Genomic DNA, 13,053 nt, shown 5'->3' on the forward strand with positions numbered 1-13,053 from the left:
TAATTTCCCTCCTTAAAAAATTCAGTAACCTATATGATAAAAAATGTTACAAAGGATGCCAAAAACTGTTAATAGCTATTATCCTACTAAAAGTACAGTAGAATAATAGCTTCAGGTACATTACTCAAATATTGGCGCTTTATAATTGGCTGTTACAACTTTTTTATGTGTATAGAATTCAACACCATCTTTTCCATTCGCAGGCAAAGTACCATAAAATGAAGATTTCCAGCCTGAGAATGGAAAGAATGCAATCGGAGCGGGTACACCTAAGTTAATCCCCAGCATTCCAGCGTGAATATTTTCTCTAAAATAACGGATAGCTGAAGCATTGGATGTATAAATACAGGCTCCATTTGCAAATTCTGATTTGTTTGCTGTTTCTACTGCTTCTTTCAAGTGCTTAACACGGACAATAGAAAGGACTGGAGCAAATATTTCATCCTTCCAAATGGTCATATCAGTCGTAACACTATCAAAAATAGTTGGACCAACAAAATAACCATCTTCAGAACAATTTTCACGCCCATCACATACTAGCTTTGCCCCCTCCTCAATACCTTGATTAATATAACCAAGAGTCCGTTTTCGATTTTCTTCTCGAATCACGGGTCCTAAGAACACACCTTCATCTAAGCCGTTTCCAATTTTGATTTTCTTCGTTTTCTCTAGAAGTAATGACATAAATTCATCTGCTATACCTTCCTCTACTGTCACAACGGAACAAGCCATACAGCGTTCTCCAGCAGAACCAAATGCAGAACTGATGATATTTGTTGTCGCATGGTCTATATCTGCATCATTTAAAACAATCGAATGGTTTTTTGCACCAGTAAGCGCTTGAACTCGTTTTAAGTTCTGGCTTCCGCGTTTATAAACATATTCACCAACAGGTTTAGAACCAACAAAAGAAATAGCTTGAACAGTGGGATGATCTAGGAGACCATTTACAACATCATGAGCTCCATTAACAATGTTAAACACACCTTTTGGCAGACCTGCTTCCGTTAATAATTGTGCTAATTTTTCGGTGAGCAATGGTGTTCTTTCAGATGGCTTCAATACAAATGTGTTTCCTACCGCAATTGCCATTGGGAACATCCAGCATGGAACCATCATTGGAAAATTGAAAGGTGTAATCCCGCCGACTACTCCGATAGGATAGCGATAACTAGTCACTTCCACATCTGTTGCAATGGTGGTTATAGAATCTCCCATCATTAAGGTAGGGGCGCCAGCTGCAAATTCTACATTTTCGATTCCTCTGCCGACTTCTCCTAGTGCCTCGGCGAGATTCTTCCCATTTTCAATTGTAATCAAACGAGCTAATTCTTCTTTATTTTCTTGCAGCAGCTGCTGAAATTTGAATAGAATTCGAGCACGCTGCTGGACAGGCACTAGTTTCCAATCTTCAAATGCCACCCGTGCAGCCTCTATTGCATCATTAACATCTTCATATGTAGATAAAGGGACTTGGACAATTACCTCTTTCGTTGCAGGATTATATACATCCTCATACACAGCCGATTTACTTTCAACCCACTCACCATTAATAAAATTTTTAAGTTTTCTTATTTCTCCCATTTGTTTATTCCATCCCTTCAATAAAAATTGGTTATATTTTCGTTAAATTTTGGCAACTTATGATTAAATCATAATAGTTAAGAATCTTGTAGTCAAGATTTTTTGGTTAATTATTGGTGAACTGTTGATTAACTTGTGGTAATATTAACATTATAAAAAATGAGGGTTTTTATGATTGAGGGGATAGAGATGATAAAGGAAAAAAGGATAAAACAATTAGAGGAATATGTAGTAAAACAGGAGTCTGCCTCCCTAGATGAGCTTGTCAAAGAATTTAACGTATCAAAAAATACGATAAGACGTGATCTTCAAGAGTTAGTAAATACAGGAGCTTTCAAAAAAGTTTATGGCGGGATTGCCGTCAATCAAAAACTTGAGCCGTATCATGAACGGGAAGTACGAAATCATCATGGAAAAAGAATCATAGGCAGGACAGCAGCCACTTTTGTCGAGGATGGAGATATCATATTTATTGATTCGGGAACTACAACCACAGAGATGCTTAATCATATAAAAGAAAAGCACATAACAATCATTACAAATAATATTGATATTATTGTTGGATCTCTTCCTTATGAAAATTTTACAATCATAACGATTGGAGGCGTTCTTGAGAGAAAAACCAAATCTTTTGGTATCAACAATAATATAGAAATATTAAATACCTACAATATCAATAAGGCATTTATGGCTTCAACCGGTATTACACCTACTAACGGCATTACAAACGCTTCTCTTCTTGAAACAGAATTAAAAAGAAAAATTGTGGAAAGGAGTAAAACAATCTATTTATTAGTTGATCATAATAAATTTGGTCAATATGGATTAACAACTTATTGTGAATTAAACAAAGTTAATTACTTAATTACTGATAAAATGCCCAGTCTTGAGTACCAGAACCTCGTGGCGGAGAATAATGTAAAATTGGTTATTGCAGAATAACGATAATATCATCTAATCAAACGTTAAGGAACGGAAAAAATTTACGAAGCTGATTTCGTATGTATCGCAGGTGGCTTGTATCCATTAGCAGAGCTTACAGCCGTTGCCGGGTGCCCATTCCAATACGTACCGGAACTTGGTGGACATGTTCCGCATCATTCCAAAGCGGAAAAATCGCCATGGCCCAAGGAACAACTGCTGACATTTCGATTGCTAAACACGCTAGAAAAGGCAGCACTGATATCAACGAGAAACTTCAACAGGCAATGAAGAACGTTCATACTGTCCGTCAAAACGCTGCTATCCAATTTAACCCAGAACTTGCAAACGGCCGCAGGAAAATTTACGAGCTTTGGGACAATCTTTATGGGAATGAACAGGATACTATACAGAAGATAAGATAAGATAAAAGAAAGAATGAATGATTCTGGAACAATGTTTTTATTTTAGCTAAACCACCCTTTTGCTTTCGCGACGCAGGGTGGTTTTCTTGTATTCTAGAACATTCTTCCGACACGAATATGCGGTTACTTCCTGCACAATTCCCTTCAGGAACTTCTCGTAGAAATTCAAGAAATGTTTCCATCATTATCGCCTCCTTCCGCAATTACGGAAGAAGATCGACAACCAATCACCCCAACAATGCGGACAGAAAAACGGTATTTTCTCCAATATATACATTTTTCGACTTATTATGACAGTTTTGGGACAGAAAATGGTAAAGTATTACGAATATTACAGAGTAAGAGATAATTTAGAGAGAGATAAGGGGAATTAGTTATTTTGACTACACAATTAGTTGTTAATGGTGAATGGACACTTAGCAGGAAAGAAACCTATGGAAAAGGCAAGCAGGCGAAATGTGTTCCTGTTTTCACCACAAGAATGGAAAAACGTGAATATTATAAGAGTATCCATTTTGATATTCGAAATGTCCTAGATGTCCAAGGGTTTTTAAAGGATATCCACACTAATTGGAATACATATGTATCACAGGTTCACGAATGGATTCAAAAAAATGTGGTAAAAAAACTGGTCGTGACTGGCATTTTTATGGTTGTCCTTGGTTTGTACACCAGCACGGCCAATGCAGCCATTCATATTCAAGAATACACCTATCAGGTAAAAAGCGGCGATAAAATTGAAACCATCGCGTTGCAGCATGGTGTCACAGCCCAAGAAATATTAGAGGCCAATGGACTGACTTCCATCGACGGCAAAAAAATTCTTTTACCAAAAGTAGAAGATAGAACGGTGACCGCTACCACACTAAATATCCGCTCACAGCCAAGCACGGAAAGCAGTTTAATTGGAACCTATAAAAAAGGAAATATCGTGAAGGTTGCATTTATCGAAGATGGTTGGGCTGGCATTCTGATCAAAGGGCGGCTTTGTTTCGTCAGCGCTGACTATCTCACAAAGGCACCTGCACAAGCAGGCACTTCTACAGTCGAAGCTCAAACGAAAACCATGTATGTAACGGCATCTTCTTTAAGAGTTCGTGCAGCTGCTACTACCAGCAGTGCTGTCCTAGGTTCGTTAAAATTCGATGATCGTGTAACGGTAATCTCCAGTTCAAAAGGGTGGGCCAAGATTCAATTCCAAGGCAAAACAGCGTATGTGAGTGAAACCTTTTTAACGAAAAAACAGCCAGCTACTGCACCAGATGAGTCTAGTAACAACAACAGCTCACCAGTTGATTCATCTGTGTATGAGATTAAAAGTGGAGATACCTTTACAAAAATCGGCAAAGCTTTAGGGGTCCCTGCCTCAACCATACAAACACTCAATCCAGCTTTGGAGCCAACTCGGCTAAAAATTGGACAAAAAATCAAAGTCCCTGCTGCAACTGTATCTACTGCAAACCAACTAATGGTGACAGCTCAAATTGGAGATGTCGAACCGAATGGAACCTTCCGATTTATCACGTCTAACGGCAGCACCTACGACGCAAAGGCAGCAGGCAATATGATCAACGTACTATTCGCACATAAAGGAGAAAAAGTAACCCTAACTTTCGAAGCAAAAAGAGGTCAAAAAATGAACCTCCTTTCTATTCATTAGGAATCATGTGAACAGTTCTTATGCAGGTCTTTTGAAAGGCCGACAAAGGTTTTTCAAAGGCTGAAAAAAGACAGATGAGTCCATCCATTAATGTTGTTTCTTTTAATAGAACTTAAAATAGAAGAGCCATTCACGCTCCGAATATGAGCAGGAATGGCCCTTTTATTGAGCTGAGCGGAGGACTGTCCCCAAATTCTTAAATAAAACTAATATTATAAGACTTCAGGAATGATCTTCGACAATACGATAGTGCATGGATTTTCGAATTGAGCGCATTAAATATTCAATACCCATGATTTGTATGCCTCTGTTCCTGTTGGCACCTCTTTGAAACCATTCCCAAGTACCATTCTTTCTAAGCCATCTATCGCAATGTTATCTCTGTGAACTGTGCAGCTCCAATTTCTCTCAATATTTTGTGATAATAATAGTTCAAATGCCCTTCGAGCGGTTCCCCTATATCTATATTGTTCTAGTAATAGTTACGTAATTCTCCCAGACATGTCCATATTCTGGATCTTGAATGGGGTCAACTATTAATCCAACCGTTCCTCGGCTTATTCGGTTCCATTCACTTCACGCTGTCTGTGATAGGTGCTTCCATTTTACAATAAATATGGCCACTTTTTTTATTATTTGAACCTACTTTCTATACAAGGGTTCGTAACAGTGACCAATTGAACTATCCGGCAAACACCTGGATGGAACAATCTATATAACAGAAAACCTCTAGATATTAAATTTGGGTAAACAAGAATAGTAAGTTACATAAGCGGAGATTCTTCGGTTAGATTCATAATAGAATTAGTTCTGGGGTATATAAGGGGAGGTTTTCCGATTATACCAAGCAGAATCACCCATTTTCACGTTTTTCGAGTCTATAGGCGGAATTCCTCCGTCTATTGAAGTCATATTTAATTTTATTTACTAATTAAGAGAAATTTCTCCGTCTATCTATCAGATTGGATGCCTAACCTGATCCCCCAACCGATAAGAGCGGATCCTTACAATCCCAGATGCCGGATTCAGTAGTTTCTTATCGACTAGTTGTGAAAGTACTTTTTTCACCGTCTTGTCACTCAGATTCAAATACGCCTCAACTTCTCTAGGGGATATGGCTTCTCCTTTGCGAATCGCTAGCCGAAGCACTTCCTTTTCTGCAAAGGACAGAGTGGTCTGATCCAGTTCATCACCCAGCCATCGGCCAATCACTTGCTGAACAATTTGTTGGCATCGACGAGGATGCTCTTTAACGTGGTCATAAGAAAAGCGGATCACGGTCCAGCCGTCAATCACCAATTGGTTTTGACGTTCCAGACTATCGGAAAATTGCCATCTGTTTATGTTCTTTAAGTGAGGGCCGAATCCGTCGATCTCAAAGCAAATCCGGATGGCGGGACGAATATAAGCAAAATCCAAATACCTTTTTCCATCCTTAAAATCATCAACTTCATATTCTGGATGCAGATAACGAAAATGGTGGAATATGGGCCACCAAACTTGTTTCAAAAACAACTTTTCCGCATGTTGGGAGCCTTCTTGCAAGCGCCGCAACCGTTCACCATTTCTTTCCTGTAAGTGAGCATTTATAAAGGTCTGGTATTCTTCTTCAAAACCCATTGCATCTCTCCTCCTACTTGTATTACGGGCATAATCAATTAAAACAGCTAGCCTTTTGGAAACCGTTCTTTCCTCAATATATTCTACTTTCAAAGTGGATTGCCAAATAGTATCTATATACTCCTTTTTAATAAGAAAGAATCAGTAACATGGGCAGTTAAACAACGTACATAATGGAGCATCTCGATTATGTATTCATTTGAAATAGGTAATATTTGTAAAATCAATGAGGGATGTTGCTTAAATTGTTGTTGAAGAAATTAAAGGGCAAATAAAGACTTGGAGTATTATAAAAGGAGAATTTGAGTATAGAACTATTTTTAGTTTAGTAGATTTCTTAAGTTTGTCAATATTATCCTATTACCGATAAGAACACTTATATTAATCCCTGGCTCCATCAAAAAACCGTATTTTGGTTCATCTTTTTGTACAAAAACGCGGTGTCTCTTAGTTAATATGTCTTATACTTAATCGAGTAATCAGCAAAAGTAAAATAATAAGCAGAGGTTTTCCGGTTAAACGCAGAATGGAGCTCGTATCGGGGGAAATAAGCGGAGGTTTTTCGCTTAATCAAAGCAAAACCCCCCATTTTCGAATTTCTTGAGCCAATAGGCGTAATCTCTCCTTCTATTTAAGCTTTTTTAATACTAATTACGAATTAGGCAGAATTTCTCCGCTTAACTATCAACTCAAACACAGACCAGCTGATAGTAGTTCTTCAGATAAAAAAACAGTAGCTGTCATAGGGCAGCTACTAAAAATCCTTTTTTGGATTTATTTCGATACAGTCGATAAAAGCCTAAAACTGTACATAGCTGCAAAACCAACAAGGATTTTTGGCATTATCTTTGTGGGGATAACGGGTAAACAACTTCAGTTAGGCAGAAGGATCCCCTTCTGCCTAACTATTATCCTATTATTCTTAAGGATTCTTGCACAAATGCTTGTATATCTTCCGGCTGTCTGCTTGTGACCAGCTGGTTCTGGCAAACAACTACTTCCTTGTCATGTAAATTAGCGCCAGCATTTTCTAGATCAACGTGAATGGATTTATAGCCAGTTACGTCACGCCCTTCAAGCGTTTTTGCTGTAATAAGCAGCTGAGGTCCATGACAAATGGCTAATACAGGTTTTTTAGCTTCCATAAATGCTTTTGCGAAACGAACAAAACGCTCGTCGGCACGAAGAATATCCGGTGAAAATCCGCCTGGTATGAAAAGTACATCAAATTCTCCATGGGATACATCATCAATGCTTTCATCAATAACGACTTCGATTTTCTCCTGCTTTCCTTTCACGTTTTTTCCCTTTTCCATCTCGATTATGGTTACCTCATGCCCCTTTTCCTTAAAAGCCTGTACAGGTTCGACATATTCGGAATCCTCAAAGTCATTCGTTAGTAAAACAGCAATTTTTTTACTCATTATCATCAACTCCTTATCCATACAGTACCCTTAAATTTATTGGGTGAAACAAGCAATGCTGACCTTCAACCACTCATTTTCAATGACAATCATCTTTTTTCCCTCTTCTCTATGTTCTGGGATTTCATATTCTTATTATCCTTAAAGGCCATCATAAATACTGATGATTAAACATGTGACACAATAAATTCTGCATGACCTTCTAAGCTATATTTTCCGATTCCGTTTGGCAGGATGAAATGAGTGCCTTTTTCTATTTGGAAGGTGTTTTCTCCAATAGTTAGAGCCGCTTGCCCGTCGATGACACTTACTTGTAAGAAATCCTTTGTCATGTCCTTTAGGGCCTTGCCGTTCAAGTTCCAATGATATACAGTAAAGTATTGCTCCTCAACAAGCTTCTTTTCTACCAAATCCCCAATATTTGTTTCGGTTTGCTCGACCGAGGCATCCTGATGAGGAACTGTTGTTACTTGAATCGAACGTTCAAGATGCAATTCCCGCTTATTGCCCTCCGCATCGATCCGATCATAGTCATAGACACGGTACGTAATGTCAGAGCTCTGCTGAGTCTCGAGAATAACAATTCCTTTTCCAATGGCATGAATCGTCCCGCTTGGAACATAGACAAAGTCTCCAGCTTTGACTTTGATCTTTCTGAGCAACTGATCCCATTCTCCTAGCTCGACCATCTGAGCCAAATCTTCCTTGGTTTTCGCATGGTGGCCTAATACCAATTCTGCGCCTTCTTCTGCACTGACCACGTACCAGCATTCTGTTTTTCCATAGGGAACACCTTCCACTTCACGAGCGAATTGGTCATTCGGGTGCACTTGGACAGAGAGATCTTCGGCTGCATCTAATATTTTCACCAGCAATGGATACTCTTCATCATTACTAGTAGCTTTGTTAAAAAGCCCACCTTGTTCCTTCCACGCATCTGCTAGTGTCTTTCCTGCTAATGGTCCATTTTTGATCATGCTTGGTCCATTAGAATGTGCAGAAATCACCCATGCCTCCCCAGTATGAGCGGAGGGAATTTCATAATGGAACTCCGTATGTAATTTCTCACCGCCCCAAATTCGTTCCTGAAATACCGGTTGTAAAAAAATTGGTTCTGTTTTGTACATCATCATCTTTCCCTTCTGTGATAGCTGAAAAGAGAGCATATGGTCTTCGCTCTCTTTTCAACAAGATTATTGGATATCTTCAAGCAAATTGTATGCATCTGCTTTTGTCGTGGTTTTTAATAATTGATTTCTAAAATCTTCATCCATCAACTTGCGTGATAGCATTTGAAGAATTTTCAAATGTGCATCACCTGCAGCTTTTTCTGGGACTGCAATCATAAAAATTAGTTTTGCATCTGTGCCATCTAAGCTCTTCCAGTCAACACCGTCACGTTTGATTCCAAAAGCCACTGCTGGATGTTTCACCGCAGTTGATTTACCGTGCGGAATCGCAATATTCATTCCAAGTCCAGTTGAGCTTTGTTCTTCACGATTTAAGATGGCTTGTTTAAATTTTTCCTTCGAGCTTAACACACCACTCGCATCAAATTTCGCAATCAACTCATCAATGACGTCATCACGCGTTGTACCTGCTAAATCGGTTTCAATCAAGAATTCACTTGTAATATCGGTTAACTTCTTTATTTCTGTATCAGTAACAGTAGACTGTTCAATCTTATCTTCTCGTACCGGTGTTGCAGTGCCACCAACATTTTCAGCACCAGTAACAGCTACTTCACCGTCAACATTCTTTTTCAAAGCAATAACCATAAACGCGGTTACAAGTACTCCAATAATCACTGCAATAAAGAACATGACTACGTTATCAACCGCGCCTAATACCGCGACAATCGGGCCGCCATGTGCCACTCTGTTCCCTACATTTGAAAGCATGGCAATCACAGAACCAACCATTGAACCGACAACAATACTTGGAATGACACGGAGCGGATCCTGGGCAGCGAATGGAATCGCCCCTTCAGTAATTCCGAATAGACCCATTGTAAATGAAGCCTTTCCTGCCTCTCTTTCCGTTGGACGGAATTTGCGCTTGTTAATAAATGTTGCAAGACCTAAACCAATCGGAGGAATACAGATCGCAACCGCAATCGGCCCCATGATGTCGTAGTTTCCTTCAGCAATCATCGCAGAACCGAAAAGAAATGCAACCTTGTTGAATGGGCCACCCATGTCAACGGCAATCATTCCGCCAAGAATAATGGCTAGTAAAATGGAACTTCCACCTTGCATTCCAGCCAGCCAAGATGTTAATGACTCGAATATAGAAGCAACAGGTGCCCCAATTACATAAATAAACAATAATCCAACAATGACTGAAGAAATAATCGGAATAAAGATAATTGGCATGACTGGTTGTATAGCTTTTGGGACCTTAATCTTTTTAATCGCCAACGCTACATAACCTGCTAAGAAACCTGCAATAATACCACCAATAAATCCAGCACCCGCTTCACTGCCATAAAAACTGCCGTTTGCTGCAATGTAACCGCCAATCATCCCTGGTACAAGTCCCGGACGGTCAGCAATACTTACGGCAATAAATCCGGCCAAAATCGGCACCATAAAAGTGAACGCTGTTCCACCAAGTGCACTAACTTTAGACCAAATGGAATCCTCTGGGATCACGATTCCTCCTGGTGTTTGTTCGCCGCCAAGTGTTAATGCAAGCGCTATTAACAATCCCCCAACAACGATAAATGGAACCATGTAAGAAACCCCGCTCATCAAGTGCTTATAAATCGGATTGTCTTTCTTTTTCCCCTCGCTTGACTTACTAGCACCGGCCATCTCTGGCTTATATACAGGAACATCTCCGCTTAACACCTTTTTAATCAGTTCTTCTGACTTATGAACGCCATCTTGAACGCCAGTAATGATAACCTTTTTACCCGCAAAACGCTCCTTTGGTACTTCTTTATCGGCGGCAATGATAATGCCATCTGCTTCTGCAATATCTTGCTCTGTTAATGCATTCTCAACACCAATGGAACCTTGTGTCTCAACCTTTATATCGACGCCCAGCGCCTTGCCTGCCTTTTGCAAGTTTTCGGCAGCCATATACGTATGAGCAATACCAACAGGGCAAGCTGTTACAGCTAATATTTTCGCCATGCTAGTTCCTCCTGACTATTTAATAGATTTAGTAATCGCTTACTTATATAGTAAACCCTCCTTGTCCAGTTATTTTTTTATATTTTTACCACAACCAGCGGTAAAATGTGTTTATTTAAACCTAAAAAAGCAGTGGGGGTTTACCCACTGCCTTTTCTCTTTACTCTAGTATTCCTCAAGCACCTTCACAAAACTGTGGAAGTTCTCGGTTTCTGTTAACTCATGCACAACAAGTGGTGAATCACTTATCGAAGCAATTTTCCCGATGATTTCACGGAGCTCAGCTTGATTTTCCTTTGTGAGCGCAAGCAGAAAGACAAGCGAAACTTTCTCCTCACCCCAAATCAATGGTTCCCGTAAAACTGCTGCCGCGATAGCAGGCTTCAAAATGTACGCTGGATCTCCATGTGGAATCGCAATCCCTCCACCAACTGCAGTCGCTGATTTCTGTTCGCGCTTTACCGAACTATAAATAAACTCTCTTTTTACGTAGCCTTCTTTATAAAGAGCCATGGCCAACATTTCAACAACCTCGTATCGGTGCTCTTTACTAAGATTAAAAAACACAAGTTCTTCATTTATATAAGGTAAGAATGGGCTAGTTGATTCATCAACTTGGATTTTCGCAACGAACTGACTTAATTTCCTTTTATCTTCCTGACCAAAAAGTGGTGAAATCACAATGGTGTCTGTGCCTACCTTTTCAAGCGGGACGGTTGTGATAATAAAATCTACTGAATTCTGTCTTAAAAACTCATTGACCTCCGCTTTTCCGACACAAGCGACTACTTCAATGTCTTGGTATTGCTGTTCAATTTTCGCCTCAAGTAAATGGGACATGCCAATTCCCATATGACAAACAATTAGCGTTTTCTTTTTCTCTGTTTCACGTTTACCTTCAAGCCGTTCAATGGAGGCCTGAAAATGAAGGAGAATATACGCAGCCTCATCTTCCGGGATTTCAATATCAAAAGTTTTGCTGATTTCTTCTAATGACAAAATCACCATACTGAACATGTAAGGATACATATGCTTAATATTTGCAAGCAGAGGATTTGTAATCGGGAATTGATAGCGAATTCGACTAATTACCGAATGCATGTGAACAGCAAGGCCATTTCGTAAAATCAAATCCTGTTCAAAAGGAAAGAGTGTCAGCTTTCCCATCCTCTCAATCAGCGAGTGAACGACTTGACTTGTTTCTTCATTGTATTGTAGTTCTTCCTGATCCGAACCCTCCGCCATCCGTTTCGCGCTAATCAGATGCCACGTAAAGTACACCTTTTCCTCTTCTGGAAATTTCAACTGGTATGCCGCTTCTAGTTGATTGAAAAGCCATTCGGTATATTGATACTCTTTATGTGTATGAGTTACAGTTTTTTCATTCTGCTCAATAAAAACCGGCGACTTTTGCCTTATCCGTTTAACCATGATTAATGCATGCACCAATAAACTTTCCACCGCTTCATCTGTGAACGTTACGGAAAAGGTGTGTTGCATGTCTATTAATGCTTTTCTCACCGCAGCGATCTCATAGGGTAAAAATAAATCCAGCACGACATTGTTTGTGTTCGAAAAGGCTGGAATCAGTTCAGGTAAGTGTGCCAGAGCATTACGTTTTTTCAACTCTGAGCCTTGAACCATATTCCCAAGCCGCTGTTTTGAAATCAACTCAAGACCATAGCGCTGCAACCAATTGGTAATTGTTTCTATATCTCTTTTTATGGTCGGTTTCGGCACATAATAGCGGTCTGCCCAATACTGCAGGGTGAAAGGCTTATGACTTGTTAACAGCTGAAAAGCCATCTCGAACAAGCGCTCTTCCAGTGTCTTCGACTCATTCACTAACAGGCCGCGCATGATTTCCGATCGGTCATGTTCGTCAATTTCTATCCCGATACCAATTCCAGGCTTGCGATACAAGTGTGCACTTTCGTAATCCTGCAAAAACTCCTCAAGCCGGTCCAAATCATTCCGCACCGTCTTCTCCGCACAACACAGCTCCGCTGCCAAATCTTTTATTTGTAGGTCATCTTCCTTATGAAGAAGTAACAACCTCAATAATTCCTTCTGTCTACTATTCATGTTTTGCACCTGCTCAAAATTCCAATATACCAAAGTGTATCGTGAATTTCAGGCCAAATCAAACTTGAGTGCCAGAATTAACATGCTGGTGGAAGTAGGATTTGCAAAACAAATTTAATTAGCGTACCATCGGGACGGCTCCTTCCGAACGGAACCTCTCAATGATCACGATCGACTACATCTTTCGTGACCGC

General features: G+C 39.8%; 8 protein-coding genes and 1 pseudogene. 3 read left to right on the top strand and 6 right to left on the bottom strand.

Going from position 1 to position 13,053, the window contains the following annotated elements; translation table 11 throughout:
* Positions 1 to 120: 120 nt before the first annotated feature.
* The gene (locus F4694_RS12605; RefSeq protein ID WP_179598346.1) at positions 121 to 1,584 is read right to left on the bottom strand and encodes a CoA-acylating methylmalonate-semialdehyde dehydrogenase; all 1,464 of its coding nucleotides are present in this window, start codon (positions 1,582 to 1,584) and stop codon (positions 121 to 123) included.
* Positions 1,585 to 1,773: 189 nt separating this feature from the next.
* Between F4694_RS12605 and F4694_RS12610 the strand changes: the two genes are divergently transcribed.
* The 3 genes and pseudogenes from F4694_RS12610 (at position 1,774) to F4694_RS12620 (ending at position 4,590) form a co-directional block, all read left to right on the top strand.
* A complete protein-coding gene (locus F4694_RS12610; RefSeq protein ID WP_179598348.1) occupies positions 1,774 to 2,526 on the top strand; it encodes a DeoR/GlpR family DNA-binding transcription regulator in 753 nt (250 codons plus the stop codon).
* Positions 2,527 to 2,553: 27 nt separating this feature from the next.
* Positions 2,554 to 2,930, top strand: a pseudogene (locus F4694_RS12615) (NAD(P)/FAD-dependent oxidoreductase); the annotation flags it as partial.
* A 379-nt stretch (positions 2,931 to 3,309) separates the two neighbouring features.
* A complete protein-coding gene (locus F4694_RS12620; protein ID WP_179598350.1) occupies positions 3,310 to 4,590 on the top strand; it encodes an SH3 domain-containing protein in 1,281 nt (426 codons plus the stop codon).
* A 957-nt stretch (positions 4,591 to 5,547) separates the two neighbouring features.
* Here F4694_RS12620 and F4694_RS12625 read toward each other — a convergent pair.
* The 5 genes from F4694_RS12625 to F4694_RS12645 form a co-directional block, all read right to left on the bottom strand.
* Positions 5,548 to 6,210 (bottom strand): DNA-binding response regulator, encoded by a 663-nt coding sequence (locus F4694_RS12625; protein WP_179598352.1) that lies wholly within the window; start codon positions 6,208 to 6,210, stop codon positions 5,548 to 5,550.
* 908 nt (positions 6,211 to 7,118) lie between these two features.
* Complete coding sequence (locus tag F4694_RS12630) at positions 7,119 to 7,634, bottom strand: type 1 glutamine amidotransferase domain-containing protein (RefSeq protein WP_179598354.1); 516 nt, start codon at positions 7,632 to 7,634, stop codon at positions 7,119 to 7,121.
* Between the two features lie 167 nt (positions 7,635 to 7,801).
* A complete protein-coding gene (gene manA, locus F4694_RS12635) occupies positions 7,802 to 8,761 on the bottom strand; it encodes a mannose-6-phosphate isomerase, class I (RefSeq protein ID WP_179599026.1) in 960 nt (319 codons plus the stop codon).
* Between the two features lie 66 nt (positions 8,762 to 8,827).
* On the bottom strand, positions 8,828 to 10,774 hold the full coding sequence (locus F4694_RS12640) for a PTS fructose transporter subunit IIABC (protein WP_179598356.1): 1,947 nt from the start codon (positions 10,772 to 10,774) through the stop codon (positions 8,828 to 8,830).
* A 165-nt stretch (positions 10,775 to 10,939) separates the two neighbouring features.
* Positions 10,940 to 12,859 carry a BglG family transcription antiterminator gene (locus F4694_RS12645; RefSeq protein WP_179598358.1) on the bottom strand — a complete coding sequence of 640 codons (1,920 nt, stop codon included), beginning with the start codon at positions 12,857 to 12,859 and terminating at the stop codon, positions 10,940 to 10,942.
* Between the last annotated feature and the right edge of the window lie 194 nt (positions 12,860 to 13,053).

The sequence above is a fragment of the Neobacillus driksii genome (assembly GCF_013409995.1).
In the GTDB taxonomy this organism is placed as follows: domain Bacteria; phylum Bacillota; class Bacilli; order Bacillales; family Cytobacillaceae; genus Neobacillus; species Neobacillus driksii.

What these genes read in the sequence shown, in the direction of transcription:
- F4694_RS12605 (WP_179598346.1), bottom strand. Translation starts at nt 1,584, where the DNA reads ATGGGAGAAATAAGAAAACTTAAAAATTTTATTAATGGTGAGTGGGTT.
- F4694_RS12610 (WP_179598348.1), top strand. Translation starts at nt 1,774, where the DNA reads ATGATAAAGGAAAAAAGGATAAAACAATTAGAGGAATATGTAGTAAAA.
- F4694_RS12625 (WP_179598352.1), bottom strand. Translation starts at nt 6,210, where the DNA reads ATGGGTTTTGAAGAAGAATACCAGACCTTTATAAATGCTCACTTACAG.
- F4694_RS12630 (WP_179598354.1), bottom strand. Translation starts at nt 7,634, where the DNA reads ATGAGTAAAAAAATTGCTGTTTTACTAACGAATGACTTTGAGGATTCC.
- manA (WP_179599026.1), bottom strand. Translation starts at nt 8,761, where the DNA reads ATGTACAAAACAGAACCAATTTTTTTACAACCGGTATTTCAGGAACGA.
- F4694_RS12640 (WP_179598356.1), bottom strand. Translation starts at nt 10,774, where the DNA reads ATGGCGAAAATATTAGCTGTAACAGCTTGCCCTGTTGGTATTGCTCAT.
- F4694_RS12645 (WP_179598358.1), bottom strand. Translation starts at nt 12,859, where the DNA reads ATGAATAGTAGACAGAAGGAATTATTGAGGTTGTTACTTCTTCATAAG.